At 65.5% G+C, this 15,499-nt stretch carries 14 protein-coding genes; 9 read left to right on the top strand and 5 right to left on the bottom strand.

What is annotated here, in order from left to right:
• Nucleotides 1–24 precede the first annotated feature (24 nt).
• From ccsB to ISF28_RS28135, 3 genes are all read right to left on the bottom strand, one after another.
• Complete coding sequence (ccsB, locus tag ISF28_RS28145) at nt 25–1,197, bottom strand: c-type cytochrome biogenesis protein CcsB (RefSeq protein ID WP_370663514.1); 1,173 nt, start codon at nt 1,195–1,197, stop codon at nt 25–27.
• Between the two features lie 162 nt (nt 1,198–1,359).
• Nucleotides 1,360–3,453 (bottom strand): cytochrome c biogenesis protein ResB, encoded by a 2,094-nt coding sequence (locus ISF28_RS28140; protein ID WP_198120497.1) that lies wholly within the window; start codon nt 3,451–3,453, stop codon nt 1,360–1,362.
• Between the two features lie 155 nt (nt 3,454–3,608).
• Nucleotides 3,609–4,292: a c-type cytochrome gene (locus tag ISF28_RS28135; protein ID WP_198120496.1), complete on the bottom strand. Its 684-nt coding sequence runs from the start codon at nt 4,290–4,292 to the stop codon at nt 3,609–3,611.
• 195 nt (nt 4,293–4,487) lie between these two features.
• Between ISF28_RS28135 and yihA the strand changes: the two genes are divergently transcribed.
• Nucleotides 4,488–5,183: a ribosome biogenesis GTP-binding protein YihA/YsxC gene (gene yihA / locus ISF28_RS28130; RefSeq protein WP_198120495.1), complete on the top strand. Its 696-nt coding sequence runs from the start codon at nt 4,488–4,490 to the stop codon at nt 5,181–5,183.
• Between the two features lie 13 nt (nt 5,184–5,196).
• Complete coding sequence (gene hemB, locus ISF28_RS28125; protein ID WP_198120494.1) at nt 5,197–6,210, top strand: porphobilinogen synthase; 1,014 nt, start codon at nt 5,197–5,199, stop codon at nt 6,208–6,210.
• 57 nt (nt 6,211–6,267) lie between these two features.
• Here the strand turns inward: hemB and ISF28_RS28120 are convergent, their stop codons facing one another.
• Nucleotides 6,268–6,762, bottom strand: coding sequence for an Hcp family type VI secretion system effector (locus ISF28_RS28120; RefSeq protein WP_198120493.1), 495 nt, complete (start codon nt 6,760–6,762; stop codon nt 6,268–6,270).
• Between the two features lie 212 nt (nt 6,763–6,974).
• Between ISF28_RS28120 and ISF28_RS28115 the strand changes: the two genes are divergently transcribed.
• Together ISF28_RS28115 and ISF28_RS28110 are read left to right on the top strand one after the other, a co-directional pair.
• Nucleotides 6,975–7,448 (top strand): lysozyme, encoded by a 474-nt coding sequence (locus ISF28_RS28115; RefSeq protein WP_198120492.1) that lies wholly within the window; start codon nt 6,975–6,977, stop codon nt 7,446–7,448.
• Between the two features lie 35 nt (nt 7,449–7,483).
• Nucleotides 7,484–7,936 (top strand): hypothetical protein, encoded by a 453-nt coding sequence (locus tag ISF28_RS28110; protein WP_198120491.1) that lies wholly within the window; start codon nt 7,484–7,486, stop codon nt 7,934–7,936.
• A 142-nt stretch (nt 7,937–8,078) separates the two neighbouring features.
• Here ISF28_RS28110 and ISF28_RS28105 read toward each other — a convergent pair whose 3' ends face one another.
• A complete protein-coding gene (locus ISF28_RS28105; protein ID WP_198120490.1) occupies nt 8,079–8,996 on the bottom strand; it encodes a LysR family transcriptional regulator in 918 nt (305 codons plus the stop codon).
• Between the two features lie 113 nt (nt 8,997–9,109).
• Here ISF28_RS28105 and ISF28_RS28100 point away from each other — a divergent pair, with 113 nt between their 5' ends.
• The 5 genes from ISF28_RS28100 (at nt 9,110) to ISF28_RS28080 (ending at nt 15,322) form a co-directional block, all read left to right on the top strand.
• Nucleotides 9,110–10,195 carry a tartrate dehydrogenase gene (locus ISF28_RS28100; RefSeq protein ID WP_198120489.1) on the top strand — a complete coding sequence of 362 codons (1,086 nt, stop codon included), beginning with the start codon at nt 9,110–9,112 and terminating at the stop codon, nt 10,193–10,195.
• On the top strand, nt 10,192–11,490 hold the full coding sequence (locus tag ISF28_RS28095; RefSeq protein WP_229519438.1) for a glycerate kinase type-2 family protein: 1,299 nt from the start codon (nt 10,192–10,194) through the stop codon (nt 11,488–11,490). The genes ISF28_RS28100 and ISF28_RS28095 overlap by 4 nt, the downstream gene beginning before the upstream one ends.
• A 130-nt stretch (nt 11,491–11,620) precedes the next feature.
• Nucleotides 11,621–12,712 carry a tartrate dehydrogenase gene (locus ISF28_RS28090; RefSeq protein ID WP_198120488.1) on the top strand — a complete coding sequence of 364 codons (1,092 nt, stop codon included), beginning with the start codon at nt 11,621–11,623 and terminating at the stop codon, nt 12,710–12,712.
• A 2-nt stretch (nt 12,713–12,714) separates the two neighbouring features.
• Nucleotides 12,715–13,683: a M14 family metallopeptidase gene (locus ISF28_RS28085; RefSeq protein WP_198120487.1), complete on the top strand. Its 969-nt coding sequence runs from the start codon at nt 12,715–12,717 to the stop codon at nt 13,681–13,683.
• Between the two features lie 157 nt (nt 13,684–13,840).
• Complete coding sequence (locus ISF28_RS28080; protein WP_198120486.1) at nt 13,841–15,322, top strand: NAD-dependent succinate-semialdehyde dehydrogenase; 1,482 nt, start codon at nt 13,841–13,843, stop codon at nt 15,320–15,322.
• Nucleotides 15,323–15,499 lie beyond the last annotated feature (177 nt).

Below are 15,499 nucleotides of genomic sequence, written 5' to 3'. Positions count from 1 at the left end.
CGCCAACGGACATAATCGGACATATTACAGCTTGCCGTAGGAGTGCAGACCCGACAGGAACATGTTCACGCCCAGGAAGGCGAACGTCGTCACGACGAGGCCGATGAGGGCCCACCACGCCGCCGCGCGGCCGCGCAGGCCGGACATCAGGCGCATGTGCAGCCAGGCCGCATAGTTCAGCCAGACGATCAGCGCCCACGTCTCTTTCGGGTCCCACGACCAGTAGCCGCCCCAGGCCTCGGCCGCCCACAGCGCGCCCAGGATCGTGGCGACGGTGAAGAACGCGAAGCCGACGGAAATGGCCTTGTACATCACGTCGTCCAGCACTTCCAGCGAGGGCAGGCGGTCGGCCAGGATGCCATGCGACTTGAGCAGGTAGGCCGAACCGACCATCGCCGCGAGCGAGAACGTGCCGTAGCCGATGAAGTTGGCGGGCACGTGGATCTTCATCCACCAGCTCTGCAGCGCGGGCACGAGCGGCTGGATTTCGGAAGCGTCGCGCGCCACCGTGTACCACAGCAAGAAGCCGACGGCGGCCGAGATCACGAGCAGCACGAACGGCCCCAGCTGGCGCGTTTGATAGCGCTGTTCGTAGTACAGGTAGAACATCGCCGTGATCATCGAGAACAGGATGAACACTTCGTACAGGTTCGACACGGGGATGTGGCCGACGTCCGTGCCGATCAGGTAGGACTCGTACCAGCGCACCATCATGCCGGTAAAACCCAGCACGACAGCGGCCCAGCACAGCTTGGAGCCGACGCTGCCGCCGAACGGCGAGCGCGCGAGCAGGCCGAGCCAATAAAATCCGGTCGAGAACACGAACAGCGCGCTCATCCACAGGATCGCGGACTGGCTCGACAGCATGTATTTCAGGAAGAATTTGTGATTGGCGGCATCCAGCGAGCCGCCGTACAACTGCACGGCCCACAGCGCCAGCACCGCGACGAGCGGCATCAGCCAGCGCACCGGCTTGAAGGTCCAGCCGACGAAGGCGAACACGGGCGCCGCCAGCACGAGGATCGCCTGCTCGTAGACGTCCATGTAGGCGCCGAAGCGTTGCAGCGCGTACAGCGCGGCGGCCAGCAGGCCGGCGCCGAACAGCCAGTCGGCGGCCGTCAGGCGCTTGAAGAAGCCGGGGGGGCGGGTGTAAGCGGCGGCCTGGCCCGAGGCCGGCGCTTGCGATGCGGGTGACATGTCCATCGGTATCTCCTTGTTGCTTGCTGTTCCAAGGGGCACGTCGAAAAACCTGCTGCGCGTTGCATATTTGGCCTGCGATGCTCACTGTACTCCTCGTACAGCTGCGCTTCTCGGCCAAATCTGCTGCCGCTCGCGACGGTTTTTCGAGATGCCCCAAGCTTACGCCGATTGCGGCAGTTTGTTCTTCAGGTCGTCGAATTCGCGCTCGAAATCGAGCGTCTTGCGTTGCGTGCTCATCGCCATCAGCGCGTGCGTGCCGCCGTCCGGCGCCGGCTTCACCCACACCCAGACGCGGCGCTCGCGGATATAAAACATCGAGAAAATGCCCAGCACCAGCAGCAGGCAGCCGACATAGACCACTTTCTTGCCCGGCGAACGCGTCACCTGCAGCACCGAGGCCTTGACCTCCTTGAAGTCGTCCAGCGCCAGGAACACGGGCGCGCCATAGAAAAAGCTGTCGGACAGCGCGTTCGTCGCCTGTTGCAGGAAGCGGCCGTGGGTCTCGGTGGGCGTCACGGGCGCGTCGCCGTCGCGCGCACGCGCAGCCTGCCACAGTTCCCACATGGCACCGTTGAGCATCTTCATGAAGACGGTGGCCGCCTTTTCCTGCTCGGCCGCGGGGATGCGCTCGAGGAATTTGGACACGGCCAGGTATCCGCCCTGGCTGCCGTCGCCGGCAAAGATCGCCAGCGTCTTGGCGGCCGATTCCTGCAACTGCGTGGCCAGCGTCCCCTTCGCGTCGCCCGGCGGCAGCGCCCGTGCGGCGTAGCGGCGCGCGGCTTCCGCGCGCAGCGACGGATCGGCGAGCGCGGCGCGCAGGCGCATCCATTCGCGCACGCCGTGCTCGTCGTCGGCCGGGATGCGCAGGAAGCTGAACGCGTCGGACGGATTGTTGCGCACGCCGGCCAAGTAGACTTGGCGGCCGTCCAGCGTGACGGGCTGCATGTAGTTCAGGAATTCGCGCGCCTGGCCCGTCTTGTCGCGCAACTTGTATTGCACGCTGGGGCCCACGTTCTTGAGGTCCTTGTTGCCGGCGTTCTTCGCGGCCGAGCCCGAGTGCTGCGACAGGGTCTGTGCGAACTGTTCCTCGAAACTTTTACCTTTCGCGACGGCGCGCGCATCGTTGTCCTGGCTTGTGTTCTCGACGTTGAACGGCCGGAAGCCCGACCACTCGACGGAATACACGTCGCTACCCTGCTTGAGCTCGGTGGCATTGCCGACTTCGCCCTCGATGGCGAACGATTTGTCGCTCGTGCCCGTCATGGGCCAGCCCGTCAGCTTGAGCTTGCTGCCGCCATCCTCGAAGCTGGACTGGTAGACGGCGACGCCGCGGTAGATCAGCGGCTGGTTGACCTTGATGGTCGCCGGGAACGTCTTACCGGTCTCGTGGTCGCGGATCACGACGTCGCTGGCGAACAGTTTCGGCATGCCCGTCGAGTAGAAATCGATGTTGAATTTCTTGAGCTCGATGGTGAACGGCAGGTCTTGCACGAGCACGCCGTCGGCTTGCTGGAGCAGGGCCGTGTCGCTGGCCTGGCCTTCGGGAATCATGGTGTTGCCGCGGAACGTCGGGTTGCCGAGGCCGAGCCGGTGCTGCGGCGCGATGGCCGAGATCAGGCCGGCGCCGGCATACGGCGTTTTCCCCATGAACCATTCCTGGAAGCGGATCGGCAGGTTCGAATCGAGCATGCCGCCCAGCAGGATCACGATGATGGCCGTGTGCGCGAAGATATAGCCGAACTTGTTGGCGGCGCCCTTCTTGGCCGCGACGAGCACGCCGCCCGGCTTGTCGACCATCTTCGTCCGATAGCCGGCGTCGGCGAGGCGGGACGCCGTCTGCTGGGCCAGCGGGACCATGTCCAGCGGCGCCGTCCACTCGCTCCGATGGTGGAAATTGCGCAGCGATTCCTCGCGCACGGAATCGCGCCAGCTCCGCATGTCGCGGATCATCTTGGGCCCGTTGCGCGCGATGCACAGGCTCGTCGACACGATCAGCACGGCGAGGATCAGCAGGAACCACCAGGCCGAGTAGACGGTGTACAAGCCGACCTTGCGGAAGATTTCGAACCAGAACGGACCGAACTGGTTCACGTAATCCGTCATGGCGCGGTCCTGCTGCATGATGGTGCCGATGATCGCGGCAATCGCGATCATGACCAGCAGGGTGATGGCGAAACGCATCGAGGACAGCAATTCGATCGCTTCGGCCAGGCCGCGCCGGCGCGTCTTCAGTTCAATTCCGGTGGTGCTCATCGACTTTCACTCTAGACACAACAACGAACGAGGATACAACAAAAGGGCGCCCCGCTCGCACGGTCGCCCTCCCCTGTTGTTTCCGCCGTTTTTTTATTGTAGGCCGATTCTTCGGCTCGATTATCGTGGTCCGGCAATACCGGCCATGCCGGAAATTACTTCAGGCCGGCAATATAGTCCGCCACGGCTTTCATTTCGTCATCCGACAGACGCTTGGCCAGCGCGGCCATCTGCGGGCTGTTGCTGCGCGCGCCGCTCTTGAACGCTTGCAACTGGGCGACAGTGTACTCCTGGTGCTGGCCCGCCAGGCGCGGATACTGGGCCGGCAGGCCCGCGCCGGTGGCGCCGTGGCAGCTGGCGCAAGCGGCCACGCCGCGGTCCGCGATGCCGCCGCGATAAACCTTGCGGCCCAGTTCCAGCGTGTCCTTGTTGCGTGCGGCGCCCTGCTGGGGCTTCTGCGCGGCGAGGTAGGCGGCGAGGTTGCGCTTTTCGTCGTCGCTCAGCATCTTGGCGTACGTCGTCATCACGGGCTGGTTGCGGGCCGGCGTCGTGAAGTCGACGAGCTGCTTGTGGATGTACGTGTCGATCTGGCCCGCCAGCTTGGGATTGGTGCTGATGGTCGAATTGCCGCCGGCGCCATGGCACGACGCGCAGGCCGGCAGGCCGCGGGCGCTGTCGCCGGTGTCGAAGAGGGAACCACCCTTGGCCGGGTCGGCCTTGGCGGCAGCCGGAGGCGCGTGGGCCGCATCCGCTGCAAGAGCGCTGCCCACGAGAAGAAAACTGGCCAGCAAGGACTTCACGATCGCCGCACATGCGGCCGGTTGGAACACACGATTCATTCAAGCACCCTGAAAAAGTCAAAGATTAACTAGGCCCGGCGGGCCCGACTTGCAGTTACAGTGCAGCGGTCATGCTCGTGCCTTTCGCATCGGCGTCCGGTCTTTCAAGGTCGCCGGCGGCAGGTAACTCCCTATTGTACAATAGCCTTTGTTTCCTGCCCTCACCTTCGTTGTCTTTTTGCCCCCATTTCCCTCATGTCCAAACTCTGGCAAGCCCGCTTTTTCACGACCGTCAACCAGTTGCGGGACCTTCCCAAGACCCAGGTGCCGGAAATCGCCTTCGCCGGCCGGTCCAATGCGGGCAAATCGACTGCGATCAATATTCTGACGAACCAGAAGGGCCTGGCATTCGCCTCCAAGACGCCCGGCCGCACGCAGCACATCAATTTCTTTTCGATCGGCGGCGCCCACGTCGCCATGCACCGCAAGGATCCGACCAAGGTCGAGGAAATCGAAGGCCTGCTCGTCGACCTGCCGGGCTATGGTTATGCGGAAGTGTCGGGCGACGCCAAGCTGCATTGGCAAAGACTGCTGGGCGACTATGTGCAGCGGCGGGAACAACTGGCCGCGCTCGTCCTGATCATGGATTCGCGCCGCCCGTTCACCGACCTCGACATCCAGATGCTGGAGTGGTTCGCCCCGACGGGCAAGCCGATCCACTGCATCCTCACGAAGGCCGACAAGCTCAACCGCAACGAATCCGTCAACGCCCTGCGCCAGGCGCAGCAGGTGCTGGACAGCTATGTCGACGAGGAAGGCAACGGCTTTCCGTTCACCGTCCAGCTGTTCTCGGCGCTCAAGCGCATCGGCGTCGAGGAAGCCAACGACAAGATCATCGAACTGCTCGGCCTCGACCAGGAGGATCCGCTCCCGGCCGACGCCGGCGACTAACCCTGGAACCGTCATGCCGATCATCACGCCTTCGCAATACCCCGCCGTGCGCATGCGCCGCATGCGCCGCGACCCGTTCTCGCGCGCCCTGATGCGCGAAAACGTCGTCACTCCGTCCGACCTGATCTACCCCGTGTTCATCCTCGACGGCCAGAACCAGCGCCAGCAGGTGGCGTCGATGCCGGGCGTGGAACGCGTCTCCGTCGACCTGCTGCTGACAGTGGCCGAGCAAGCCGTCGCGCTGGGCATCCCCGTGCTCGCGCTGTTCCCCGTCGTCGACGCTTCGCTGAAGACCTACGACGGCATCGAGGCGACGAATCCGGACGGCCTCGTGCCGCGCGCCGTGCGCGAGCTGAAGCGCCGCTTCCCGCAGCTGGGCATCATGACGGACGTCGCGCTGGACCCGTACACGACGCACGGCCAGGATGGCCTGCCGGACGACAACGGCTACATCGTCAACGAAAAGACGATCGCGATGCTGACGCGCCAGGCGCTGGCCCAGGCCGAGGCCGGCGTCGACATCGTGGCGCCGTCGGACATGATGGACGGCCGCATCGGCGCGATCCGCATGGCGCTGGAAGAGAAGGAATTCATCCACACGCGCATCATGGCGTATTCGGCCAAGTACGCGTCGGCCTATTACGGCCCGTTCCGCGAAGCCGTCGGCTCCGCCGCCAACCTGGGCAAGGCCGACAAGAACACCTACCAGATGGATCCGGCCAACAGCGACGAAGCCCTGCGCGAAGTGGCGCTGGACATCGCGGAAGGCGCGGACATGGTGATGGTCAAGCCGGGCATGCCCTACCTGGACGTCGTGCGCCGCGTGAAGGACGAGTTCAAGGTGCCGACCTTCGCCTACCAGGTCAGCGGCGAGTACGCGATGCTGCAGGCGGCTTTCCAGAACGGCTGGCTCGATCCGGACAAGGTCATCATGGAGACCATGATGTCGTTCAAGCGCGCGGGCGCCGACGGTGTGCTCACCTATTTCGCGATGGATGTGGCGCGGCGGTTGAAGGCCGCGGCGTAAACGACGAACCGCGCCGAGGCGCGGTTTTTTGTTTGCAGTTGTTCTATCGTGAAAACGTCATGCTGCGACCTTGTTGGCGGCAAGATCCCAGCCGCCAATCGTCGAACCACCGACGCCGCCACCGATTTTCTGCTGGGTGTACTTCCATTTAACCTTGGAAAACTTCAGGCTGACGTGCTCATCCAGAATAGTGCCGGGCTCGATGCTCGGCTCGATACCACCGACGAGGACGTTCTCGAGCTCGATTTCGAAATACTTGATAGGCTGTCCCTGACCATCGGCGCGCATGAATTCGAACTTGGCCTTGGGTAGCGTTTTGCCCATTGCGCAGTGCTGCAGAAGGAGCGGCGACGACAGGTCCGCAGCCTTCAAAAACGATATTTCCTTCAACTCCGCGCGCTCTGCGGTATGTCCACCCGCTGTCGAGGCTGTGGCGCTCCTGGGCTGGAAGACGCCCCAGCGCACGCTCTGGCACTCGATCCAGCCTTGATGTTTATCGTCTTGCGATTCGCCCTTGATCCCGTCTATCTGCAGATACACGTCGATTGCCATTTATCGTCTCCCGTGAATGACGGACGAACGTCCGAATGTGCCAATTCTTGAGGCATCACGACGGGGACTACTTGAGCTCACCCAACGAACGCTACATCGAGGAGCAGTAGATTGTTCTCTGGTTGAGATACCCGGGAGGGAAGACGATGGCAGGCAATGGGAAGGGACAGTCGACGGCACAAGCGGGACTGGGCGCCAACGACAGCTTGAGCATGAGCGCCAACGCACGCGCTCGGATGCGTCGCCGCGAGGTGGACGTCTACAACTACTACGATGATGGCGGCCCCGGCAAAGGTCATTGCACATGGGGTGCCGGCATCCTGGCGCATCGGGGACCGTGCACGAAAGAAGAATTGGCAAGACCGGTCAGCCAGGCGGAGGTGGATGCCGAGTTCTCGCGTCGCGTCGCCAAGGCCGAGAGAGCAGTACGCAGCAATGTCAAAAAACAGGCACTCGATCAGGACCAATTCGATGCACTGGTCAGCCTCACCTATAACGCCGGCACGCGCGGCAGTCGCGGCACCTACCAACTCGTCGACCAGGGCGACTTCAAAGGCGCAGTGAAAAACATCAGGCACATGATCAAAACGACCGTCAATGGCAAAAAGGTCGTGGCCAGGGGGCTCATCAGCCGCCGTGCCGAGGAATCTGCGCCGTTTGCCGTACCCGCAGCAGCAAAGAAATAAAGGGATACCCGATGTCACTCTTGCGAATTTCCCCGATGCTGCAAGCCGCATCCGCCGTCGCGGCGCTGACCATGGCGTTATTGCCGCACCCCGTACGCGCGGCAGACCCCGATTACGCCGATCTGCTGGGCACTTGGCGGCTGACAAAGGTGCTCGACTCGTCCGAGATCTCCTCGCTTGACGATAATGAAGCCGCGAGGCTCGTGGGTAAAACTTTTGTGATTGCGCGCGACAAGGTGTCACTTGATGGCGAAGCCTGCAAGGAGCCGGAATTCGAGCACCATTTTGAAGATACCGTGCGCTACCTCCGTGAAGAGGCGCACGCCGCATCGGGCAAACTGGGACTGCCTGAAGTTGTCGAGGTCGTCGACTTGGCGTGCACTGAGGTATTACGGAAGAACCATGACAAACTGGTTTTGTATTGGAAAGGATTCTTCTTCGATATGATCAGGCAGGCGCCCGGCCCGGTTCAACAAGCCCGACGTTGAACGTCGCACGGATGCTACCCATACGTAAAGCACATCCGGTTACCGCGGTCGCTTGTACTCAGGGAACATTTCCTTGTACAGGAAATTCATCAGTTCCTGCGTATCCTGCGGCCGCGCCTAACGACGCGGACGCAGCCTCGATTCAGGCCGGGACGATGCCTTCAAATGCCTGCGACAGGAAGGCGACCAGCGTGCGCACGCGCGCCGACTGATGCTGGTGCTGCGGATAGATCGCGTAGATGTCCGCATCGGGCGTGCGGTACTGCGGCAGCACCTGGACCAGGCGTCCGCTGTCGAGGTAGCGCGCGATATCCCATTCCGCGCGCATCAGGATGCCGTGACCGTCGAGCGCCCAGTTGACCGCGATTTCGCCGTCGTTGGTCGCCAGGTTGCCGCCCACCTTGACGATGTCGCCGGGACCGTCGTCGCGGTCCCGGTGCAAACGCCAGGTGCCGTAGGCTTCGTCGCCCTGGCGGATGCAAATGCAGTTGTGGTGCGCGAGGTCGGCGGGGATCGCCGGCGCGCCACGGGTCGCGAGGTACTTGGGCGATGCGCACATCAGGCGCCGGTTGCTCGCCAGCTTCTTCGCGATCACGCGGGCGCCGGCGGGCTTCCCGAACCGGATGCAGACGTCGAACGCGTCGTCCGTGAGGGGAGGCGGCTTGACCGATAACTGCAACTGGACATCGACTTCGGGATAACGCAGCACGTACTGCGAGATTGCAGGGGCGACGTGCAGGCGACCGAAACCCAGCGTCGCGTTCACCCTCAACTGGCCTTTCGGCTGGCCTTTCGACGCGCCCAGCAACTCGTCGAGGTCGGCGATTTCTCCCATGATGCGCCGCGCGTGTTCGAACAGGACGTCGCCGTCGGGCGTCAGGCTCATGCGGCGCGTGGTGCGATTCACCAGGGGCACGCCCAGCCGTGCTTCCATCTGCGACAGGCGCTTGCTGACGGCAGCCGTGCTGATGCCGAGTTCGCGTGCCGCGCCGCTCAAGCTTCCGCAGGTTGCCAGGGACACGAAAAAGCCCAACTCGACTGGCTGTAAGCCCGTACCCATCTCGATTCTTAATTCCAGGTTAAAGATGGATTAAGTCTAGTCACCGTCTGCACGTTCGTCCAGCACATAAAGTAGCGCCACAGCTTCACTTCATGCAGACAGGAGACAGCAACATGCAAACGTATCGGATCGCAACGATCCCCGGCGACGGCATCGGCAAGGAAGTCGTACCGGCCGGGCGCCAGGTCCTGGAAACACTGGCGGCGGCAGGCACCCGGTTCAGGTTTTCGTTCGAAGACTTCGACTGGGGCGGCGACTACTATCGCCGGCACGGGGTCATGATGCCGGCCGACGGCCTCGACGCGCTGCGCGACAAGGACGCCATCCTGTTCGGCTCGGCCGGCGATCCGGACATTCCCGACCACATCACCCTGTGGGGCCTGCGCCTGAAGATCTGCCAAGGCTTCGACCAGTACGCCAACGTGCGTCCGACGCGCATCCTGCCCGGTATCGACGCGCCGCTGAAACGCTGTGCGCCCGAGGACCTGAACTGGGTCATCGTGCGGGAAAACTCGGAAGGCGAGTACGCGGGCGTGGGCGGCCGGGTGCACCAGGGCCACCCGATCGAAGCCGCGACCGACGTCAGCATGATGACGCGGGCCGGGGTCGAACGCATCCTGCGCTTCGCGTTCAGGCTGGCGCAGTCGCGTCCGCGCAAGCGGCTGACCGTCATCACCAAGAGCAATGCGCAACGCCACGCGATGGTGATGTGGGACGAGATCGCGCTCCAGATTTCCAGGGAATTCCCGGACGTCGGTTGGGACAAGGAACTCGTCGATGCGGCAACGGCCCGCATGGTGAACCGCCCCGCCACCCTCGACACGATCGTCGCGACCAACCTGCACGCCGACATCCTCAGCGACCTGGCCGCGGCCCTGGCCGGCAGCCTGGGCATCGCGCCGACCGGGAACATCGATCCGGAGCGCCGTTATCCGTCGATGTTCGAGCCGATCCACGGTTCGGCCTTCGACATCATGGGCAAGGGCCTGGCCAATCCGATCGGCACCTTCTGGTCGGTCGTCATGCTGCTCGAGCACCTGGGCGAGTCCGAGGCCGCGCGGCAGGTGATGCGCGCGATCGAAAGCGTCACCGCCACGCCGTCCCTGCACACCCGCGACCTCGGCGGCACGGCCACGACGGCGGACGTCACGCGGGCCGTATGCGACTTCCTGTCCGGCGGCCGGGCGCAACGAGCATGAACAACGAGAACATGACGGGGCACGAGCGCGCACTGCTGGAAGCGCTGTTCGCGGCCGCGATCGCGGCCGCGCAGCCGGACAAGTGCGTGCCGCCGCACCTGCCGCCGGCGCCCCGCGGGCGGCTGGTCGTGATCGGCGCCGGGAAGGCATCCGCGGCCATGGCGCGGGCGGTCGAGCGCCATGTTCCGGGTAAGCTGGAGGGGCTGGTCGTCACGCGCTATGGCTATGCGGTCCCATGCGAGCGCATCGAGATCGTCGAGGCGGCCCATCCGGTGCCCGACGCGGCGGGACTGCGGGCGGCCGAACGCATGCTCGGCCTGGTCGGCAACCTGAGCGCCGACGACACGGTACTGTGCCTGATCTCGGGCGGCGGTTCGTCGCTGCTGCCGCTGCCCTTGGCCGGCATCACGCTCGACGACAAGCAGGCCGTCAATCGGGCGCTGCTCGCATCCGGCGCCAGCATCGGCGAAATGAACTGCGTACGGCGCCATCTCTCCGCGCTCAAGGGCGGCAGGCTGGCGGCCGCATGCCACCCGGCCCACGTCGTCACCTTGTTGATATCGGACGTGCCAGGGGACGCACCCGTCGACATCGCCTCGGGCCCGACCGTCGCCGATCCCAGCACCTGTGCCGACGCGCTCGACATCGTTCGGCGCTACGGCATCGCGTTGCCGCCCCATGTCAGGCACGTGCTGGAAAGCGGCGCCGGCGAATCGGTCAAACCGGACGACCCGCGCCTGGCCGGCCATGAAGTGCGGCTGGTGGCGACGCCGCAGATGGCGCTGGAAGCGGCGGCCCGTGTGGCGCAACGGGCCGGGATCGCCGCGCACATCCTCGGGGACAGCCTGGAAGGCGAAGCGCGCGACGTCGGCAAGGTCATGGCCGCCATGGCGCTCCAGGTGGCCAGGCATGGGCAGCCGTTCGCCCCGCCTTGCATCCTGCTGTCGGGCGGCGAGACGACGGTGACCGTGCGTGGCGACGGCCGCGGCGGACGCAACGTCGAGTTCCTGCTCGCCGCCGCGATCGCATTGCGCGGCGAGCCTGGCGTGCACGGACTGGCCGGCGATACCGACGGCGTCGACGGCCAGGAAGACATCGCCGGGGCCTATTTTTCGCCCGCCACGCTCGCGCGGGCTTGCGACCAGGCGAGCCGGCCGCAGCAAAGCCTCGACCGGAACGACGGGCATGGCTTTTTCCAGGCGCTCGGCGACGCCGTCGTGACCGGTCCCACGCTTACCAACGTCAACGATTTTCGCGCCATCCTGGTGACCGGGCCGGCACGCCGCGCCGCATAACGTGCCGAACCGGCGCGGAAAAACGCAACTTCCCCCAACTAGTGCGCTTCACGACGAACGTTCCCGCCGCGGCATCGCGCCTACGATGAGGAGATCCATACTCTCAACCGATCTTCAAGGAGCGTTCTTCATGGGGAAGCACATCTACAACATCGCCGTCATCCCGGGCGACGGCATCGGCAAGGAAGTGATGCCCGAAGGCTTGCGCGTGCTCGATGCCGCCGCCGGCCGTTTCGGCATCCAGCTCGATTACACGCACATCGAATGGGCCAGCTGCGACTACTACGCGGCCACCGGCAAGATGATGCCCGACGACTGGAAGGCACGGCTGTCCGGCATGGACGCGATCTACTTCGGCGCCGCCGGCTGGCCCGACGCCGTGCCCGACCACGTGTCGCTGTGGGGCTCGCTGCTGAAATTCCGGCGCGAGTTCGACCAGTACGTCAACCTGCGCCCGGCACGCCTGTTCGACGGCGTGCCTTGTCCGCTGGCCAACCGCAAGCCGGGCGACATCGACTTCATGATCGTGCGCGAGAACACCGAGGGCGAGTACTCGTCCGTCGGCGGCATCATGTACGAAGGCACCGAGCGCGAAGTGGTGATGCAGCAGTCGGTTCACTCGCGCATCGGCAGCGACCGCGTGCTGCGCTTCGCCTTCGAGCTGGCGCAGCAACGGCAGCGCAAGCACGTCACCGTCGCCACCAAGAGCAATGGCCTGGCCGTCAGCATGCCGTGGTGGGACGGGCGTGCCGCCGCCATGGCGGCGCAGTACCCCGATGTCGACTGGGACAAGCAGCACATCGACATCCTGTCGGCGCGCTTCGTGCTGCAGCCGCAGCGCTTCGACGTGGTGGTCGCGTCCAACCTGTTCGGCGACATCCTGTCCGACCTCGGCCCCGCCTGCACCGGCACGCTGGGCCTGGCGCCGTCGGCCAACCTGAATCCGGAACGCGCCTTCCCGTCGCTGTTCGAGCCGGTGCATGGCTCGGCACCGGACATCCATGGCAAGAACATCGCCAATCCGATCGGCATGATCTGGTCGGGCGCGATGATGCTCGACTTCCTCGATGCCGGCGGCGGTCCCGGGCGCCAGGCCCACGACGCCATCCTGGCCGCCATCCAGCAAGTGCTGCGCGACGGCCCGCATACGCCGGACCTGGGCGGCACGGCGTCGACCACGGACATCGGCCAGGCCATCGCGGCCGCCGTGGCGAGGGCCTGAGCATGGACGCCGTCACGCTTCCCGACTATCCGATCGAAGTCGCCTTCCCGGATCTGCGCCCCTACGCCGCCGGCAACGGCGGCATCCCCTACGTGTACACGTACGACAGCGGCGTGCCGGGCCCGCACGTGATGGTCAATGCACTCACCCACGGCAACGAGGTGTGCGGCGCCATCGTCGTCGCGGACCTGCTCGGCCTCGGCATCCGTCCGCGCCGGGGCAGGCTGACGCTCGCCTTCGCCAACGTCGAGGCCTACCGGCGTTTCGATCCGGCCAATCCGGACGCCGCGCGCTTCGTCGACCAGGACCTCAATCGCGTGTGGACCGCGCCCATCCTCGACGATGCCGCGCGCGATTCGTCCGAGCTGCGCCGCGCGCGCCAATTGCGGCCCGTGCTCGACACCGTCGACTTGCTGCTCGACCTGCACTCGATGCACGAACGCTGCGCGCCGCTGTCGGTCTGCGGCCCGCTGGACAAGGGCATCGCCCTGGCGCGCCGGCTCGGCATGCCGGCGTGGATCGTCAGCGACGAAGGCCATCCGGAAGGCCGGCGCATGCGCGACTACGCCGGCTTCGGCGATCCGGACAGCGCCAAGAACGCGCTGCTGGTCGAATGCGGCCAGCACTGGGAGACCGCCGCGGTGGACGTCGCCAGGGCCGTCACGGCCCGCTTCCTGATGCTGCACGGGATCGTCGAGGCGGACGACCTGCCGGCCGCCTGGCGGCAGGGAGCGCCCGCTCCCACGCGCGTCGTGCGCGTCACCGAGCCGGTGGTCGCATCCAGCATGGACTTCCGCTTTGCCGGCAACTACACCGGCCTGGAAACCTTCCAGGACGCCGGTTCCGTGATCGGCTGGCGCGGCGGAGAAGCGGTCCGGACGCCCTATCCGGATTGCGTGCTGGTCATGCCGTCGCTGCGTCAGCTGCGCCCTGGCGTGACCGTCGTGCGGCTGGGACGCCTGCTGGACTGACGCTCGGCACAACATGCCGCACCGGCGCGAAATTCACCATTTCCGCCGCTTTGCCGCCCGCCGTTCACACGTTCCTGTCGCGCGGGCGGACCTACCATGAATCGGTGCCGCGTTCTTTGCCGGCCCCCTTTCCGCTTCCACATAAGGACTTAGGACCATGTCTCTGACACTTACCCGTACCGACCTGCTCAAGGAGCAGAACTTCATCGATGGCCAATGGTGCGACAGCAGCAGCGGCGCCCGCTACGAAGTCGCCGACCCGGCCTCGGGCGCGCAGTTCGCCGCCGTGCCCGCCAGCTGCGCGGTCGACGCCGCGCAGGCCACCGCCGCCGCACAAGCCGCGCTGCCGGCCTGGCGCGCCCTGCCCGCGCGCGAACGCGCCCGCTTCCTCAAGCGCTGGCATGCGCTGATCGTGGCCAACACGGACGACCTGGCGAAGCTCATGTCGCGCGAACAGGGCAAGCCCCTGGCCGAGGCGCGCGGCGAGGTCGCCTACGGCGCGTCCTATGTCGAATGGTTTGCCGAGGAAGCCGTGCGCAGCTACGGCGACGTCATCCCCGCACAGGTGCGCGGCAAGCAGCTGACGGTGACCAAGGAAGCGGTGGGCGTCGTGGCCGCCATCACCCCGTGGAACTTCCCGCTGGCGATGATCGCCCGCAAGATCGCGCCCGCCCTCGCAGCCGGTTGCACGGTCGTGGCCAAGCCGGCGGAAGACACGCCGCTGACGGCCCTCGCGCTGGCCAGGCTCGCGGAGGAGGCGGGTCTGCCCGCCGGCGTGCTCAACATCGTCACCACGTCGCGCGACCGGGCGCAGGACGTGGTCGGCGCCTGGCTGGCCGATGCGAGGGTCCGCAAGATCACCTTCACCGGTTCGACCGCAGTGGGCAAGCTGCTGGCGTGCGACTCGGCCGGCACCCTGAAGCGGCTGTCGCTCGAACTCGGCGGCAACGCCCCCTTCATCGTGTTCGACGATGCCGACCTGGATGCGGCCGTCGACGGCTTGATGGCGGCCAAGTTCCGCAACGGCGGGCAGACCTGCGTGAGCCCGAACCGCGTCTACGTGCACGACGCGGTCTATGCCGCGTTCACGCAAAAACTGGCCGCCCGCGTGGAGGCGCTGCGCGTCGGACCTGCCACCTGGGAAGAAGCGCAGATCGGCCCGATGATCAATGCCCGCGCGGTCGACAAGATCGAAGCCCATGTGCGCGATGCGCTGGCCAAGGGTGGCCGGCTGGTCGTGGGCGGCAAGCGCGTGAACGACGGCGTCGCCAGCGGCCCCAACTACTACGCCCCGACCGTGATCGCCGAGGCCAACCACGACATGGCGCTGGCCTCGGAAGAGACCTTCGGCCCGGTGGTGCCGTTGTTCCGTTTCTCGGACGAGGACCAGGTCGTCAAGCTGGCCAACGACACGCCCTACGGCCTGGCCGCCTATTTCTACACGCGCGACATCGTCCGCGTGGCGCGTGTGGCCGAGCGGCTCGAAACCGGCCTGGTCGGCATCAACGAGGGTGTGCTGGCGTCGGAAGCGGCGCCGTTCGGCGGGGTCAAGGAATCGGGCTACGGCCGCGAGGGCTCGCGCTATGGCCTGGACGATTACTTGCAGACCAAGTACCGGTGCCAGGGGGGCCTGGCGTAAGCTGGATCGTGCGGGGGCGCGCCCCCGTCACCCTTGAGCCTACATTCCCAGTAGATACCGTCTTGCCCGTCAAGCATCACATAGCGTAATTTGGGTCGTATGGCCTGCCTGTGTGTACAACGCCAAAACACAGGTGGGCCAGTTTGCGCATGCAGGCGCCAATAACTGCCATCTTGG

It is taken from the genome of Massilia rhizosphaerae, assembly GCF_016093545.1.
Classification (GTDB): Bacteria; Pseudomonadota; Gammaproteobacteria; order Burkholderiales; family Burkholderiaceae_D; genus Telluria; species Telluria rhizosphaerae.
Note: the sequence above shows the minus strand (reverse complement) of the source record. Positions and strands in the feature narration are given on the sequence as shown.

Bases quoted from the DNA above. Each gene is read 5' to 3' on its own strand.
- ccsB (WP_370663514.1), bottom strand. From the start codon at position 1,197: ATGTCACCCGCATCGCAAGCGCCGGCCTCGGGCCAGGCCGCCGCTTAC.
- ISF28_RS28140 (WP_198120497.1), bottom strand. From the start codon at position 3,453: ATGAGCACCACCGGAATTGAACTGAAGACGCGCCGGCGCGGCCTGGCC.
- ISF28_RS28135 (WP_198120496.1), bottom strand. From the start codon at position 4,292: ATGAATCGTGTGTTCCAACCGGCCGCATGTGCGGCGATCGTGAAGTCC.
- yihA (WP_198120495.1), top strand. From the start codon at position 4,488: ATGTCCAAACTCTGGCAAGCCCGCTTTTTCACGACCGTCAACCAGTTG.
- hemB (WP_198120494.1), top strand. From the start codon at position 5,197: ATGCCGATCATCACGCCTTCGCAATACCCCGCCGTGCGCATGCGCCGC.
- ISF28_RS28120 (WP_198120493.1), bottom strand. From the start codon at position 6,762: ATGGCAATCGACGTGTATCTGCAGATAGACGGGATCAAGGGCGAATCG.
- ISF28_RS28115 (WP_198120492.1), top strand. From the start codon at position 6,975: ATGAGCGCCAACGCACGCGCTCGGATGCGTCGCCGCGAGGTGGACGTC.
- ISF28_RS28110 (WP_198120491.1), top strand. From the start codon at position 7,484: ATGCTGCAAGCCGCATCCGCCGTCGCGGCGCTGACCATGGCGTTATTG.
- ISF28_RS28105 (WP_198120490.1), bottom strand. From the start codon at position 8,996: ATGGGTACGGGCTTACAGCCAGTCGAGTTGGGCTTTTTCGTGTCCCTG.
- ISF28_RS28100 (WP_198120489.1), top strand. From the start codon at position 9,110: ATGCAAACGTATCGGATCGCAACGATCCCCGGCGACGGCATCGGCAAG.
- ISF28_RS28095 (WP_229519438.1), top strand. From the start codon at position 10,192: ATGAACAACGAGAACATGACGGGGCACGAGCGCGCACTGCTGGAAGCG.
- ISF28_RS28090 (WP_198120488.1), top strand. From the start codon at position 11,621: ATGGGGAAGCACATCTACAACATCGCCGTCATCCCGGGCGACGGCATC.
- ISF28_RS28085 (WP_198120487.1), top strand. From the start codon at position 12,715: ATGGACGCCGTCACGCTTCCCGACTATCCGATCGAAGTCGCCTTCCCG.
- ISF28_RS28080 (WP_198120486.1), top strand. From the start codon at position 13,841: ATGTCTCTGACACTTACCCGTACCGACCTGCTCAAGGAGCAGAACTTC.